This is a genomic window from Paenibacillus tundrae (genome assembly GCF_030812775.1).
Classification (GTDB): Bacteria; Bacillota; Bacilli; order Paenibacillales; family Paenibacillaceae; genus Paenibacillus; species Paenibacillus tundrae_A.
Map to the genome: position 1 here is coordinate 119853 of NZ_JAUSTI010000007.1, position 17589 is coordinate 137441.

At 46.0% G+C, this 17589-nt stretch carries 12 protein-coding genes; all 12 read right to left on the reverse strand.

The features are described from left to right. Positions 1-166 precede the first annotated feature (166 nt). Positions 167-715, reverse strand: a complete 549-nt coding sequence (locus tag J2T19_RS14170; protein ID WP_307216738.1) for a (2Fe-2S)-binding protein — start codon at positions 713-715, stop codon at positions 167-169. Further along, positions 712-3015, reverse strand: a complete 2304-nt coding sequence (gene pucD, locus J2T19_RS14175; RefSeq protein ID WP_307216740.1) for a xanthine dehydrogenase subunit D — start codon at positions 3013-3015, stop codon at positions 712-714. Before pucD ends, J2T19_RS14170 begins: the two co-directional genes overlap by 4 nt. Positions 3016-3049: 34 nt before the next feature. Beyond that, positions 3050-3991, reverse strand: coding sequence for an FAD binding domain-containing protein (locus tag J2T19_RS14180; protein ID WP_307216742.1), 942 nt, complete (start codon positions 3989-3991; stop codon positions 3050-3052). A gap of 337 nt (positions 3992-4328) precedes the next feature. Then, a complete protein-coding gene (locus J2T19_RS14185) occupies positions 4329-4973 on the reverse strand; it encodes a nucleotidyltransferase family protein (protein ID WP_307216744.1) in 645 nt (214 codons plus the stop codon). Next, entirely contained in the window at positions 4939-6090 is a 1152-nt protein-coding gene (locus tag J2T19_RS14190; RefSeq protein WP_307216746.1) for an XdhC family protein, read from the reverse strand. The genes J2T19_RS14185 and J2T19_RS14190 overlap by 35 nt, the downstream gene beginning before the upstream one ends. A gap of 80 nt (positions 6091-6170) precedes the next feature. Further along, positions 6171-7493 (reverse strand): 5'-deoxyadenosine deaminase, encoded by a 1323-nt coding sequence (locus tag J2T19_RS14195; RefSeq protein ID WP_307216748.1) that lies wholly within the window; start codon positions 7491-7493, stop codon positions 6171-6173. A gap of 101 nt (positions 7494-7594) precedes the next feature. Further along, entirely contained in the window at positions 7595-9190 is a 1596-nt protein-coding gene (gene ggt, locus J2T19_RS14200) for a gamma-glutamyltransferase (RefSeq protein WP_307216750.1), read from the reverse strand. 97 nt (positions 9191-9287) lie between these two features. After that, entirely contained in the window at positions 9288-10601 is a 1314-nt protein-coding gene (locus J2T19_RS14205) for a Zn-dependent hydrolase (protein WP_307216752.1), read from the reverse strand. A 67-nt stretch (positions 10602-10668) separates the two neighbouring features. Further along, entirely contained in the window at positions 10669-11052 is a 384-nt protein-coding gene (gene uraH, locus J2T19_RS14210; protein ID WP_307216754.1) for a hydroxyisourate hydrolase, read from the reverse strand. Further along, positions 11049-12563: a factor-independent urate hydroxylase gene (gene pucL, locus J2T19_RS14215; protein WP_307216756.1), complete on the reverse strand. Its 1515-nt coding sequence runs from the start codon at positions 12561-12563 to the stop codon at positions 11049-11051. Before pucL ends, uraH begins: the two co-directional genes overlap by 4 nt. A gap of 249 nt (positions 12564-12812) precedes the next feature. Continuing rightward, positions 12813-14420 (reverse strand): PucR family transcriptional regulator, encoded by a 1608-nt coding sequence (locus J2T19_RS14220; protein ID WP_307216758.1) that lies wholly within the window; start codon positions 14418-14420, stop codon positions 12813-12815. 267 nt (positions 14421-14687) lie between these two features. Then, the gene (locus J2T19_RS14225) at positions 14688-17453 is read right to left on the reverse strand and encodes a CHASE3 domain-containing protein (protein WP_307216760.1); all 2766 of its coding nucleotides are present in this window, start codon (positions 17451-17453) and stop codon (positions 14688-14690) included. Between the last annotated feature and the right edge of the window lie 136 nt (positions 17454-17589).

Below are 17589 nucleotides of genomic sequence, written 5' to 3' on the forward strand. Positions count from 1 at the left end.
ACCATCCACTTGCTCCTCTCCCTTTGCTCTTGCTGCTATACTTATTGATCACCATGTCCCAACCTGTATGCAACGTTTACCGAATGGATGTAAGAAAAGACCGGATGCATTATGGAAAGATTCACTCCAGCACCGGTCTTCTTACCCCTTAGTTATGCCTACTCTTCTATGAATCCATTACACCATAATCCATTTGTTCCTTCCCCTTATTCTTAGTTAACGTATCCAGCGAGCACAGGCTCTCTCCTGCCCTCTTTACGGCACGAAGGATACCGCCATAACCAGTACAACGACACAAGTTGCCACAGAGACCAATTTCAATCTGTTCTTGCGTTGGCTGCGGATGCTGATCCAATAATGCTTTGGTAGATATCACCATTCCGGGCGTACAGTAACCACATTGAAATCCCCCTTCTTCAACAAAAGCTTGTTGAATGGGGTGCAAATTCCTTTCTTGATCTCCGCTCAGTCCTTCGATCGTTGTGATCTCGCGACCTTGGCATTGATAAGCCATCAATAAGCAGGAATTTACCGGGTTACCATCCATCAGGACCATGCATGCCCCGCAGCGACCTACCTCGCAAGATACTTTTGTACCTGTTAGATTCAAATGCGTCCTCAGAATATCAACAAGCCTAGTCGTTGGAGTGACCTGTAATTGCTGCTCTTCCCCATTAACAACGGCTGTCCAGTAGTTCCCTAGCGGTTTACTCATGAGGGTTGCACTCCTTCCTGTAACGGTACATCGACAGGCTTCATCAGTTGTTCACGCGGTACAGGCAAGCGGTTCACCCATACACCTGTCGCTTGCTGAATAGCAGCAGTTATTGCTGGAGCGAGTGCTACAGATCCAATTTCGCCAATCCCCCTTGGGCCAAACGGATCGCCATCAGGTAGATCTTCAATCGCTTCTACTTTCAAGTCAGTATGAATATCTCGAATAGTCGGGATTAAGTAGGTATCCAGGTTGGTTGTTACATAACGGCTATCCTGCATGAGTGCATCCTCAGTTAATGTAAACCCGAGTGCCATCACACTGCCGCCTTCAATCTGTCCAATGAAACCCATGGGATTGATAACAGGACCTGCGGCAACGACATGATGCGTATCCAGTAACTTGGCCTCACCAGTCAATGTGTTGACTTCAACCTCTGCGGCAACGGCTGCGTACGTGTATAGATAGTGTCCACCTACGACCTGATCTGGCGTTGTTGGGTAGGCGAATTGTGTATCGAAAATCCATTCTTCCTCTTCACCCTGCTGCATTAGATCCACATAGGATACCAGCATTCCCTTTGACTGTAGCTGACCTTTCTGCCATATCCCTCCAGGTCCGGTTACTAGTTCTTCTTCTGCAATCCCAACACTCGCCGCAGCGACTGATAACAGTTTCGAACGAAACGGTGTATGCAAACGTTGCAGCGCCATCCACGCCATCGTGGTTGAACGTGATGCCGTGCTAGAACCGCTGTGTGGTACCCGATCTGTATCCCCAATGATGATGCTAAGATCTGACGTGCTGCATTGAAACAAGTCACAGAGCATAATCTCCAATGTAGCAATAAGACCCTGACCAAACTCCTCGTAACTGAAAGCCACCTCTATCTTGCCATCCTTATTCAAGGATAAGCGCCCTCCAGCTGGATCAGGAATTCCATAGCCTAACCCCGCGCCATGCATAGCCAGAGCTGCACCTACCCCACGTTTGATCCATGGAGGCAATGACGAATTGGACGGTGGCTGTTGATATTTTTGCCACAGATCAGAGCGTTCCATCGCCTCCCACACCTGAGACAAGCCATCTGTAACGAGAATGCGCTGATTGAGTGGTCCGGGGTCTGATTTCCCCCTCATATTTCGTCTTCTGAACTCCCATGGATCCATTCTCATTATTTCTGCCAGACGATCCATCTGCCCTTCCATTGCAAAGATCGCCTGATTCCCACCAAACCCACGAAATTCACCAGATAAACCGTTATTGGTATACACAGAGACCCCTTCTACATCAACATGCGGAATAGAATAAGGACCAAGACAATGCTCTGTTGCAAAATTAAGCACGGGCGCTCCTAACGTGGCATATGCACCGGTATCTGCCGTAATTCGAACTCGATGAGCCTGAATAATACCTTCGCGACTAATGCCTGTTTGCATCTCAATTTTCATCGGATGCCGTTTCAGGCCAGCACGAACAGATTCTTTCCGCGAATTATGCATCTTCACAGGCCGTAAACAGCGAAGAGCTAAGAGTGCACCATAAGGCTGCACGTTCAATTCATCTTTTCCACCAAAAGAACCACCGATCGGCGAGGAGACGACCCGGATATCTTCCTCGGGGCAACCAATAATTCGTGCGAGCTGCATCCGGTCTTTATACCCGTGCTGTGTAGCTGCATACACATGAAGCCTACCTGACTCATCAGGGACAAAAAGCCCCCCCTCTGTTTCCATATATGCATGCATCTGGCGAGGGGTATAATACGTTTCACTCACTACATGCTCACAGGTTGCAAAAGCTTCCTCTATCTTGCCACGTTTAATTTCGGTGCGATGTAATACATTGCCCGGTCCATGCTCATGCAGTTCAGGTGCACCTGGAGCAAGTGCTTCATCCGTGCTGTCCAATGGAGGTAATTCTTCGTATTCAACACGAATGGCATCCAGAGCAAGTGCTGCGCGCTCAGGAGTGATGGCAGCCACCGCTGCTATCGCATCTCCTACATAACGAACAACATCCTCACAGAATACGGGTTGATCTGGCGTTGCAATCCCAAACCGATTCAGGCCAGGCACGTCCTTCGACGTAAGAACAGCTAGAACACCTTCTATCGCTTCAGCTTCAGACGTATCAATTGAAATAATCCGTGCATAAGGATAGACGCTTCGAAGCACTCTTCCATAAACCATATCCGGGTGTGTCATATCCGACAGATATTGGAGTTGTCCTGTCACTTTACCGATTCCATCTGGGCGCAAATGCCAGCGTTTTCCACTAACCTCTCGATTCAGCAACATCCTCTCTCCCCCTTCCCGATGTGTTACATTCTAATTAATTCATTGCTTCCCACAGACCAGCAGCAAGCAAATTCCCAGCAGTCTGTTTTCGATATCGTTCTGATGCGAATGCATCGCCATATGTTACGAATTCAGTCATAACCATCGATGCAAGAACCGCTGCTTGCCCTACCGATGCTACTTCATCAAGAAGCAGCTTTTCGCAGAGAGGCAATCGCATCGCCATACCCGATCCTCCACCTGCAGCGATCGCAATCCGTTTCCAACGACCATCCACGCCAATTTCACCATGCATTGCCACTGTCACCAGAGAGGCGCTAAAAGTTTCACGCCGTCCTAGTTTGCGATAGTAGCTTATCTCCTTCATGTATGGACTATGGTGATCCATATCAACTGCCAGCGAGTCCTTGTCTTGCATCGGTAGATGAATAGAGACCAGGACATCTTCCGGATTCCGACGTCCATCCTGTCCTCCGCTTAGCCATGAGGCCAAGCTACATATTTCTAGACCTCGATCTGTCATCCAACATAACTGCGCATCGTAAACTAATAAGGCTGGAATCGTGTCACCCACACCCGATACAATATTGCCACCTAACGTTGCTACATTTCGGATGGAAGGGGCAGCGATCACGCGAATAGCCTCTTGCAAGAGCGGAAAATATGCCATCAACGTATCTGCCTCACAACTGTTCAGATGAGTCAATGCACCAATCACCAGCTGCTGCTCTTCAGCATATATGTCACTTACACCCGGAAGCTTAGAAAGGCATATCAAATGTTCAGGAGAAGCAACTAAACCACCCTCCCACTGCGTTCGAAGTAACGTTCCACCAGCAGTATAACAATACCTACCCTGAAGCCTATTCCTCAGCTCGCTCAGTTCATGTAAATCCTGGGGCTGCCATACTGTTGGCATCGCGCCTGATCCGTACGCTGGCATGACCATCATCCCACTCCTTTCTCTCTCTTCCATTAACAGGAGGTTGGCTATGACCCATATGTCGTTGATACGTTTAATTCGTCCGATTATGCGTCATGTTTGGCATATGAATTGCCTATACGATCCGAATAATTGTTCAAATCATATTGGAGTACGGTTATAACGTCAATTATGTTTACATGCTTTTGGATAAATGTATAAAACAAAAGTCAGAATTGTGCTCAATGCATGATAGAACGATCTAACTATGACAGAGTAAAACACAAATAGACCAGCCCATTGGACTGGTAGCTCTATTAAAGGTAGGGTGAAGTCCGATAAGATGATGTTAGTTCCCCTCCCTATGCTTCGATTATATTAAGTGTGTATCTCATGATGGATGAAAATGCTCCATATAGTGCACGATCCGTGCTAACTCATCTTCCGTATCCGCATCCCAGAAGCTAGTAGCGGATAATGGGACGTAAGTGGCGGTGAATTGGAAGTTGCGCATGATTCTTCTTGCTCCCTCATCACCACGAAGAGCTAAGAGTTGAGTAAGCAGATGTGAGCGAAAAGCAACAGGAGGTTTAGCAGCTGAGCAATCTGTGGCTGCAACATAATCGGAATGTTTATTCGTTTCGAAGGTCGTTATGATCTCGTTAATCTGCTGAGTTTCTATAAGTGGCTGATCTGCCAGTATCACCATATACCCATCTGGCTCATATTGCTTTGCATATCGTATGCCACAATGTAACGAGTGAGCCATGCCCATGGCATAATCATCACAGACGGAGATCAGCAGCTTCACCTCAGGTTGATAAGCATAAGATGCTGAACACAGCCACCGTCTTGGTATCCACGATAAAGTATCCTCTGGTTTGACAACACATATAACCCGCTCTAACTTAGAGCTCAGTGCGGCCTCTAGAGACCACGCAGCCAAAGACCTTCCGTCCGGCATCACCACTGACAATTTATCCCGACCCAAGCGAGAGCTTTTACCTGCTGCGAGCAGAATACCCGTCAGTCCCATGTTTAACCTCCTTCTGAGCCTTTCGACGCGAGGCAGCCACGCTCCGTTTACTGGCAATAAGCTCTGCGGCAATACTTATAGCAATCTCATCAGGCCCTTCTGCTCCGATGCTTAATCCAACAGGAGAATGAACATGGGATAATGGTGGTAATCCGTTTAATAGACGCTCTGTTCTTGTCTTCGAGCCCATAATACCTAGATATGCATAGTCCACGCCTACCAGAAGCTCCAGCACTTCTCGTTCCCTTGGGAATTGATGACTCATCAAGAGAATGTGATCGTCTCTCTGGAACTGAAGAACTGACAGAATCTCGCGCGGAAATCCTAGACACAACGCCACGTCAGGAAAACGTTCAGCAGTACACAGCGACTCTCTCCAGTCAGCAACCACGATGCGAAAGCCTCCCAGTTGGGCAAGCTTCACTACAGGGAGCACATCATTACCTGCGCCAATAACAATTAAGCGAGGTTTAGCATAATAAGTGGAAGTAAATTGAGAGGGTAAATCCCACGGATTGGCTTCCACTGAGCCTGATTCAAGCTTACGCTCATTGCGCACAACTTCTATTTCATTCAGCATTGATATAGGCTGAGATTTAGCATGGTTAGATTCGTTCATTCGAATGTGCTCCATTAATGCAATCTGTTCCGATTCATCAATATGAACCTTGTCACCCTCTATGCGTATGAGACTCAGTCGATAATCCATCTTGGAGAACCCCTGTTGAAATATACGCGTAAATTCAACAGGAGTGCCCGTGTGCAAATATTCGTTCATCGCCACTAACATGGCGTGCAGCTTGCCTTGAACTGGCTCAAGCAGTACAATCACCATTCCGCCACAGCCAACCGTCTCTCCCCAAGACAGATCATCTTCGGGACGCATATCATATTCCACGATCTCCAGCTGTCCAGTATCTAGAATGCGCTCCACACGTGCCTGTAGATCACTTTCCAGGCATCCTGGGCTGATGCTACCATACATGCTGCCATCTTCGGTCAAAAGCATAGAGACACCTTGTTTACGATAAGCATGACCCTCTACCTTGATCGCTGTGGCAAGTACGTAGCGGTTGGTACATTTCGCTACAATTGCACTCAGATCATGCATCTCCATATTCGTCTCCACCTCTCTTGTAACCCGTTTATGCTCCAAGATGAATGTATGTTCACTACACTTTGAATTCGTTAGATCGATTAGATCCGCTTCATCAATCTGGCAATGCTCTTATTCGACTCACGCAGGACAATGCCTCGATCAATGGTTTGGATCTTACGATGGTTCAGCACAATAGCTCCATCTATAATGACGGTGTCTACACAGCTACGAGTCGCTGAGTAAACTACACGCGAATACACATCTGTCTCATATGAGGGATAGGTATGGAAATCATCCAAATCCAGCAGAACCATATCTGCCTTTTTGCCAACTTCAAGGCTTCCAATCTCCTTGGACATGCCAAGTACTTCTGCACCTCCCATGGTTGCCATGCGCAGCACAGTACGTGCATCCATAACGGTTGGTCCATGTGGTACCTTTTGAATTAGCGCAGTTAGGCGCATTTCCTGAAACATATCCAGGTTATTGTTACACGGAGCCCCATCCGCACCAATCCCTACTGCGATTTGTCGATTCAGCAGATCAGGAATATCCGCAATACCGGAAGATAGCTTCATATTTGAACCCGGACAATGGGTGACTTTGACACCACGTTTACGGATGATCTCCTTCTCTTCTTCACTGAGCCATACACAATGAGCCAGCACCAGCCTAGGATTAGCCAATCCGATATGGTCAAGGTAGACGATGTTACGCATTCCGCGCTCGTGTTCAACCAGCTCAATCTCTCCGCGATTCTCAGAAGCATGCGTATGCACCTTCACATGATATTGGTTCGATAGATCACGAACTTCGATTAGCAGTTCTTCAGTGCATGACACTACAAACCGTGGACAAAATGCATATTGAATCCGTCCACCGCCGAACCCGTTCCATTTCTCCAACAGATCCACACTTTGCTGTAAGGAAGTAGCGGTATTTTCACGCAAAGGTTCAGGAACTTCATCACCATGATCCATCATAACCTTACCTGAGATTACACGTATTCCACTCTCAGCCATGGCCTGAAACGCTGATTCGGTATGATGCACAGTCTCCATATCCAGAATGGTTGTGGTTCCACTTGAGATTAACTCGCCTAAGCCAAGCATAGCCGAATAATACACGGATTCCTCATCATGTGCTGCTTCAAGCGGCCAGATCCGTTGACGTAGCCAATCCATTAATTCTAGATCGTCCGCTCGTCCTCGAAATAAGGTTTGACACAGATGAATATGGGTCTGAATAAAACCAGGCAGGAGCACTTTGCCATGCGCATCTATGACTTGATCTGCTTCAACATTAATATTCACGGCGATTTTTTTGATTTTGTTATCTTCTATTAGTAGATCTCCAGTGAATACGTCCTCCGCTGCATTCATCGTGACTAACTGTGCGCCTTTTAGTAGAATTGTTCCCATCGTAATCTCCCCCATCATTTCGCAATCCGTCTCTATTTACGGCGTTGTTACTATTCATCATTTGATTGTTATTAGTATCATTAGGCACTATAAATGACATGTTACCAGCCGATAGCCATACCATCTCCTCTTGGGTCTGCGGCGCCACTGATCATTCCATCTGCACTGATCAAAATACCCTGCGACTGCCCCATAACGTCATCCCACGGTGCTCTAACTTCTACTTTATGCCCCCAGCTTGTAAGGGTCTCGCATATGTCATTGTGATATCGGTTCTCCACGCGCAGCTGATCACTTTTCTCTCCCCACGTCCGGCCGTACAACCAGCGAGGCAGATTAATCGCCTCTTGAATCGTCAATCCATAGTCAATCACACCGGAAATAATAGATATCTGGGTCTGAGGCTGCCCCTCTCCTCCTTGTGTGCCTAGAAGCATATACGGTTTCCCATGATGTGTGACGAGCCCAGGCATAAGTGTATGGAAGGTTCTTTTGCCAGGCTCTAGGACGTTCGCATCCAGCGAATTTAGTGAAAAAAAAGATCCACGATTCTGCATAATAACACCTGTATCTCCAGGCACATACGCTGAACCAAAATCGAAATATAGACTCTGGATAAACGACACTGCGTTCCCTTCCTGATCCACCACTGCAGCATAAGCAGTATCCTGACCAATCATTTTAGATAAAAAGGGTTGAGCCACAGGTGGGAATGTGTGAATCTCACTCCATAGCTCATCCCCATATTCTTTGGATAACAGACGATCTAACGGGATGTCTCTAAAGTCCGGATCTGTAAGATATCGATCCCTGTCTCGAAAAACCTTCTTCACCACTTCTGTCACAAGATGATAGAACTCTGGTGATGTCCGCGGAACTGAAGACAGATCAACATGTTCAAGCATATTTAGCATCATTAACAGGGAGAAGCCTTGGGAGTTGGGAGGCATCTGATGTACTTCATATCCACGATAATCTGTGCTGACTGGCTCCACCCACTCGCCTTTGTGACTAGCAAAATCAATAGGTGCGAGCATGCCACCATCTTCACGAATAGCTGATGTTAGACGATTCGCCAGTTCTCCGTTATAAAAGCTCTCTCGGCCATCCGCTTGAATCATACGCAGAGAAGAGGCTAGCTCCGGCTGAACCAGTAGCTCTCCTTCTTGCAAAAGTGTGCCCAATGGAGCGAATGACGCTCGAAGCGACGTCTGCTCCATGATCAACGCTTCATTACGTTCCAGCCATATACGGAGATCACGTGATACGGGACACCCTATCTCTGCATAACGAATGGCGGGTTCGAGCAACTGCGCCCAGGGCAGCCTTCCATAGCGTGACCAGACTTCCCACCAAGCATCGACCATGCCAGGCACCGTAATTGCACTCAGCACACCCCGCACGGGAATTGAGGTCATGCCCATCGATTTGAAAGTAGCTGCATTGATCCCTGCGGCAGCGCGACCACTTCCGTTATAACCCGTAATCTCTCCCGTAGCTCCATCATGCATAAGGAAGAAGGCATCTCCTCCTGGGCCTGTCATATGTGGATACACCACCCCGAGTGCCGCACTTACCGCGATTGCTGCATCATAAGCATTTCCACCCTGTCCAAGGATTGTGCTTCCCACTGCACTTGCCAGGTAATGAGGAGAAGTCACCATATTCCCTCTTGATATCGGCATTTGATTCTGCATACAGCTCCTCCTTTCCCGTTCTAAAAATGTAGCTCGGTCTCTCCGTCTATATGGATTTACCTAATGGTAAATGGTAAACGATAAAAAAATATGTCCTTCAATCCTCATAGCCATATTTATAGAGCAAGCGAACCAGTACCCGAAGCCCATTCATTAGATCCGTTTCAGTTGTAAATTCACGAGGGTTATGACTGATGCCCTGTTGACTTGGTACAAAAATCATCGCTGTTGGACAAGCCGACTGGAAAATCTGCGAATCATGTCCTGCCCCGCTGGGCATATGCAGATAAGAAATTTGCTCACGTTCACAGATTTCTTGGATATCTTGCTGGATCTTCTCATTCATAGGGGTTGGTGTAACCGAGAGGTGTTCTTCCCATTTGAAACGAAGCTGGTCTTCAGCAGCAATACGTCGGAAAGCCTGTAACATATCCTGCCAACAACGATCTAAGATCTCTTGTCTGACATGTCGAATATCAAGAGAGAATGTAGCTTTGGCCGCTACGACATTACCCACACCCGGCTCTGCCACAATGCGACCCACCGTAGCTACGAACGGCTCGCCTGTCTGCAGGGCAATCCTTCGAATCGCAACAATCATGTCTGCCGCACCCGCAAGTGCGTCTTTACGCCATAACATGGGTGTAGTACCTGCATGGTTCGCCTCACCTATAACGGTAATGTTATATCTTCTCTGGCCTACGATATCGGATACAATACCAATCGACCGGGAGTGCCGTTCCAATACTTGACCCTGCTCAATATGGAGCTCAATAAATGCACCATAGGTTTGAGCAGCTGGTTCCAAGCCACGATCTGGTCCAAAACCAGCCTCCAAGATCGCTTGAGAAAAGGATACTCCCTGTTGATCAAGCAGGTGCTGAACTTCCTCCAATGTTGTCACACCGGTTATGCTCCTTGATCCCCAATATGCAAAGGGAAATCGGCTGCCTTCTTCTTCGCAAAGTGACACGACCTTTAGTGTCCGCTTCGGTCTACCGAAGTGTTTGTGTAAGTATTCCAACGCTAGGATGCCGGCTACAATACCGTATGCTCCATCATATTTTCCGCCATGAACTACTGAATCGATATGAGAACCAGTAACAATGGGATAAGGAGCTTTTCTATCCTCATCGAAGGATGCTGATCCCTCACTGTTCAATGTTCCATATAAGTTGCCTGACTGATCGAACGTTGGAACCAAACCTTTGTCTGCCATCTGTTTGGCTAGAGCATGCTGTGCTTCAGACCAAGCGTTGTCATACAATAAACGAGTGACGCCGCCCTGTGCATCTGCTCCGTAGGTGGATAGCCAATCCAGCATTGCTTGTAATTCTACAAGCTCCAGTTCAGGTAAAGGAACATAGTCTTCAGGCGACCCCGGTTGTGGTTGAACGTCAAATTCTGTCATCATTCAACCTCCTCTGTAACACGTTTGAGAACCATTTATGGTTGAACAGCTGCCAGAAGCGGTTCAGTTAGCTTCCTCGGTATGTACTGTAGCCACCTGGAGCAATTAACAATGGAATATGATAATGACTTGTCGCATCCGATACCGTGAATCGAATCGGTACCACTCCCCATAACGTCTGCGCCATTTCACCCAAAGGTCGCTGCGCATAATAACTTTCGACATTAAACTGAATTTCATAAATGCCTATACTCAGTTCTCCGTTACCGATCAATGGAGTGTCTAATCTTCCGTCAAGGTTGGTCATGGATTCTGCAATCTTGGTTCTAATTTCCCCGTCTACATCCCTGGTTAGGGCATATAGCGCAATTGAAACCCCATCAGCAGGAATGCCACGGGATGTATCTAACACATGTGTTGTAATTCGTCCCGTAAATGCTGTAGTCATCATGCACCTTCTTCCTTGGAGTTGAGCGGATGACTCTCCAGATCGTCTCGTGTCATGGAGAAGCCCTGAAATCCATATGAAGGGTTAGGCTCTGTATATACAGCTCCCCTTGGAGAACTCTCGCTTTCCTGAATTACACTCACAATGTTCTCCCACGTTCGGCTATTGGATTCAAAGGACACCTCACACAATTGATCAAATCGACTTAGCAACCGGTGTCCAATCTGATACAGCAGATGTTCAATTGATGGCGATGTACTATCATGGAATACAGTAGCAGCTACATCTCTCACTTGCTCCGCAGGAACGTAACGACCCCGTTCATCATGTATCCCGTCTCTTGGATCTGCGTAACGCCAGTTCACACTTAGATAGAGAGCAAGCGGACGATTCATTGCTTTTGACGATGCTGTAAATGTTGCACGCCTGTGATCTGCTAGTTCATTACCTTCAACCTTGATAAGCCTAAGATCGGCAATCCCACTAAAGTGATTGTTCAGCTCTACGCGATCACCAACATGTTGTGCTTCAATCGCTGCCGTGGCTCGATCATTCTGCGAATAACGAAATACCAGGTCGCTTACTTGATAACCACCTTCTGTTTGAATCGGAGTATCCTCAAAGAGAATCTGATCTCCTGTCATCTGAATTTTAGTTATCTGCGGGTAGGTTACAAGAAATCGCTCACTTACATAGGCGAGAAACCCCTCCATGGTAGCGCCGGTGTATGCGGAAGCATGCTTTAAAATGAACTGATTCATAGCTTCGGTCGGAAGGAAATCGGAAAGATTCGATCCTGCAAAAAAAGGCAATAAATGCTCCCCCTGTATCGCGACTTTAACGTTCATACCGAACAAAATATTACTCCTTCCGCCAAAAGGAGATTCAGGGATTACCTGTATTCCAGTTAACGGCTTCGCATAGGAACGATAGACCCAGATGTCCCCTTTTCCGTAATACATCGTTCGTTGCTGCTTCTTTGCAGCTCGAACTACTAATTCCTGTTCATCTCCCATTTGATCTATCCATTGCTCCAGACGGATGGAAGCAATTTTGAAAACCTCTTGGAGTGCGGTTTGGAACTCTTCTTCAGGACTGCGGTGATTACGTTGCCGGATCGCTTCCAGAATTGAATCTGTTGTATGACCCTTCACTGCCAATATAAAAGGAAAACCGAATCGGCTTGTATATTCTTGATTTAATTCTCGGAGTTCGTTGTACTGTGCCTCGGTTAGATGATCAAGACCAGCACCGGACTGTTCGTTCACCGAATGATTACTCATGTGAATTCTAGCTCCAAGATCAGGGTGTTTACGCAACAGTTCTAGCTGTGCGTCCTCGTTCGAAACCATAACCATACTCGTCATGACTTTCATCATCTGTTCGAATGAATTGAATGGTCTTGTTGGCCAAGTAAGCTCTGCCACCCAAGGTGATTCCTCAAACAAACCGCCAAACGTATGCATAAACTGTGTGATAGACCAGTTGTTAACGAGTTTAATGAATTCGCTCATGTGATAACCTCCGGTCTACTGTGAATTGTTGTTCTTCATTTTACGTATCGCCTTATCACACAGCAATGACAATGACGTAATTTTGTCATATAACATAACATGAAGTTTGTAATTTGGTTATAATGCACGGAACACACCTCCTTCATAGTCGGAAAACACAAAAGAAACCGTAATCTCTCATGAGATTACGGTTGATAATGTGAAGAAATGTCCTTTTGGAACATTGCACAACCTTAATTCCAGTTCACTTCAAGGTCTAATCGTGGTCTTATCACGAATAAACTTACGGAAAGTGAATACCAGCTTTAATTTGAGCAGATCATTCGTCTTCTTAAAGTCCATCTGCAATAAGCTGCCAACCTTCTCCATCCGGTAGGTAACCGTATTACGATGTACATATAATTGCTTCGCTGCTTCATTAATTAACCCATCATTTTCAATGAAAGATTCCAATGTATTCATCAAGACCTGATTAGGATCCCCTTCTCGTACTAATAACGGTTCTAATACTTTGTTGCAGTAATTCTCCATAATGTTATCCGGTACATATTGAAACACATAGGCGAATTCCAACATTTCAAACTGAAGGGCTCGATCCTTCATCCCGAATCGACGCGCCAGTTGACGCGTATCCAGACACTCCTGGTAAGCTTCACGGAGCGACTTCGGCTCATGCTTCATTTTGGATATCCAGAAGCGTGGGGAGGGCTCCCCTTTGGCGTCTTGTGCTTTCAGCACGTCGGCGAATCGACTAAGCAGAAAACTAGATAGTTCCTCACCATAGTCCCGACCTGTTGGACAGGTATAAATGGACAGGATGGCATCTTCAATCTGGAAGTGCTGTGAAGCCGTAAATTGCATTAATGGGTTATATTGCAGCTCACGATGAATCTGCTTCAACAATTTTCCCTCTGCAAAAACGGAAGGCTCTAGCGTAATCAGCACACACTGATATGTGCCTTGAAAGAGATGAACACCCTTGTTCTCACTCATCTTTGTTAATTCCTCAACACTCAATTTATGCTCCAAGTACTGTGTAAGCAACGTACGCATCTCATCTTGTACTGTCGGATTAATATGTTCGCGATACGTCATATCCATATAAAAAGCAAGTACATCTGCTGCTTGTTGGAACAACTCTTCCTCCGCTCGCAGTGATAGGGCAGAATCTGTGAATACAAGCAAAAATCCGTATTGCTCATCGCTTTGCTTGATCGGTACACGATGACAGCTACCTTGGTTCCACTTTACACGATGCATAATAGATTTCCACGGCCAGCCTTGAGCGGTGGCATCGCCTGATATTCCATCACTGCCGTACAATACATGTCCTCGTGACCCAATGACAGTAATGGGGTAGTTTAATATGGTGGCAAGCTCTGCAAATACGTTCCGGTGCTGTTGCTGTTGCAGAGCAAAATGCATGAGCTTCTTCTGCTTCTGTACCACTTCATGCAGCAAACGATGCGTGCGCTCGTGCTCTACTTTGAATAAAGCATTCATCTGATCTGAGAATGTGAATTGAAACGGGAGTTCGAGAAGCGGCAGACGCAAGCGATCAGCTTCATCAATAATGCCCTGCGGAATACAATCCCAAAAACGACCAAGCTTAATACCAAGGCCTGCACAGCCACGATCATTCAACCTACGCATCAGATGCAACGCATCCGTCTCATTGTCTTTCATAATAAAAGCTGTCGTAAATAACAGCTCTCCCGATTTAATCCAATCCGCGATATCTGGAGCGTCCATGACATTGACGGATTTCATCATCCGTGAAGTTCCCTCTCCACCTGCGACCAATTTCGCCTCGGATAAAGGATATACCTGCAAAGCTTCTTTTACCGTAAGTTGCATGGACACGACCTCCCATATATGTGACAATTAAGGTTAAATAAATTGAGTGTGAAGTCCTGTTTTATACATCATAATGAAGTTTTCAACTTTCTGCAGATCATTTTCTCATTAATAAGCGTGCTTATTGTTAGGTATTATAACATCATTATATTGGAAATAGCTTACATCTCAAAAAAATAAAACCCATGACTCGATGGCAAGCATACGCTACACCATGTTCATGGGTTTAGAGATGTTGATATGAATTACGATACCTTGTAGGGTAATCTAAATCCCGAGCGTCTCATGGCTTAGCCATAATTTCATTCGAGAAATGACCTCTTTCATATTTAACGGTTTACTGATATAATCCGATGCTCCTGCAGCAAGACATTTATCACGATCCTCTTTCATTGCCTTCGCCGTTAACGCGATGATCGGTAGACTGGTTAGATTTAATCTATTCCGAATCTGGCGTGTCGTTTCGTAGCCGTCCAATTCTGGCATCATAATATCCATCATAATGATATCAGGCTTGGCCTCACCACTTTCCAGCATTTCGAGGCATTCGTATCCGTTCTGAGCAGTGATCACACGCATATCATACTGTTCAAGCGCGTTAGCTAGCGCATATACATTGCGAATATCATCGTCTACAACAAGCACCTGACGTCCGCGCAGCAGTGACTCTTCTAGAGGTGTCAACAACATCTCATTGGGTGATATGTCAGACGAGGTGTGTGGCACTCTTGAAAATGTATTGTCCGGAAGCTGAGGTATCGTTGAAGCCACCTCGTTCGTGAAGAGTCTGGAGTCATACACATCTTCTTGTTCATCGTGATGCAGCGGTAGGAACAAAGTAAATACACTGCCCTCCCCTTCCCGGCTCGTTGCCGAGATGGAACCTCCCAGCAAACTCGCTAGGGATTGGGAAATGGATAGTCCTAGACCTGTTCCGCCATACTTACGTGCCGTATCTCCATCCGCCTGCTTGAACGCATCAAAGATCTGTACCAGCTTAACTTCTGCAATACCGATTCCTGTATCACTAACCGAGAATGCAATAACTTCGTTCTCTTGCCCGTTCTTCGTTGCACTAGGTAGATTCACTCTGGAAATGGTAAGTGCAACTTCACCCTGCTTCGTAAACTTAAATGCGTTCGAGAGTAAGTTTCTAAGAATTTGATGCAAACGCATCTCATCAGAGATAATCGTTTCCGGGAGATTGCTGTGCAACTGGATGCGGAAATCAATTCCCTTTTGCTCAGCTATTTTTAAGAAATATTGATTCATCATCTCCGGCAAACTGTCCAGATAGACGTCACTGAAATCGACTTCCATCTCGCCAGCTTCGACTTTGGATAGATCGAGAATGTCATTGATCAGATTAAGTAAGTCTTTGCCAGATGCATGGATCACTGATGCGTATTTCTGCTCTTCTTTATTTAAGTGCTGGTTTTTGTTCTCTGCCAGAATTTCAGACAGAATTAACATACTGTTGAGCGGAGTGCGTAGTTCATGAGACATATTGGCCAGAAACTCGGATTTGTACCCTGAGCTTGAGCGTAATTGATCGGCGACTTCAGCTAGTTCGCTAGCTGAGGACTCAGCCACATTCTTTTGTTCCTCTAGACGTTCATTGAGCATGTGCAGCTCTTCGGTCTGCATCTGAAGCTCCTCCGTCTGTGATAACATTTCTTCCGTTTGCACCTGAAGCTTCTCAGACTGTGCCTGTAACTCTTCATTAAGCACCTGTGACTCATCATACAGCTGCTGCAGTTCCATACGCGTTACAGTCGAATGAAGCGATACACCAAATATATCAATCAGTTCATTGAGTAGCGCAATCTCGCTATCCTGTAATGGCTTCATCGAAGCAAGTTCAATTACAGCAATCGTTTTTCCTTCGAAGATGACAGGAATAACCGTAAGAGATGTTGCAGGTGCATGTCCGAGCCCAGACGAGATACGAATGTAATTTTGCGGCAGATCGTTTAAACGCAGCATTCGTTGCTCATTCGCACTTTGCCCTACAAGCCCCTCGCCAGGTGCCAGTGAAACTTTACCTAGTGACCGTTCTTTGTCACCATCAGCCGCATGTGCAGCAACACGTAACAGTCGATTATCTCTCCAGTAGTATAAGACGCTATACGGAATATCTAACAGCATGGCAATCTCATTCAGAAACCGCCGTGATAATCCCTCTAATGTCGTTGGATTCTGCATCAGCGTAGCAATTTCAGTAATACGATCTTTTGTACGATTCTGCTCTTGTACGGTGTCCAGCAGTTTGTTCGTCTCATCGCCCAGGTCGCCAACCTCGTCGTTGGTGCGTACATGGATACGTTGTGTGAGGTTTCCGCCTTTGTAAATCTCACTAATCGTTTGTTTGACATCGCGTAACGTTTGGATAATATTGCCTGAGATTACGATTGCCGCTAGAACGGACAGTATTGCAATTACTCCCCACAAGCTGTACATGACCGTCAGTAGTGTTGAGCTGCGGGCTGCCAGATCGGTAACCCTCGCTTCGGTCAGAGCAATTTCTGTGTTTCGGAAGTTCGTGAGCTGTGATCTTAATAGATCTATTTCGGTTTTACCAGGATCGGATTGAAAAAATGCAAGTACCTGCTCCTGATCTCCCAGTCTCTTCAGTTCAATAGAAGGTTCGCCAGCTACTTCAATCCAGCGGGTAATATGTGTCTTGATATTTTCAAGACTGAGCTGTTGCGACCGATTGTCATTCACTAATTCATAGAGTGCTTCATAATGAGAATTCCATTGGGCGAGACCTTGTATGTAAGGTTCTAAGTACGTCTCGTTTCCAGTAAGCATGAATCCCCGCTGTCCTGTCTCCATATTAAGAACAGCTTTTTCAATAGAATTGGTCAGATTGTGTACATCCAGGTCATGATGGCTGATAAAGTCATTTTCTTTCTGTAATGTGTTAATCAGAGCTGTCAGAACTAGCAAAACGGCTCCAAACAACATTACAACCACAAGATAACCTATTAATATTTTGGAGCGTATTGTGAATCTTCTCCTTTTTAGCACCACTTAACCTCCAATGATATAAACCAATCAATTCCTATAGGCTACTTTTTGAACACGTACTATATATACTTGCATATGTATTTTATATGCATGCGTATATTAATGACAAGCATTATCCTATATTATTCTTCACAAG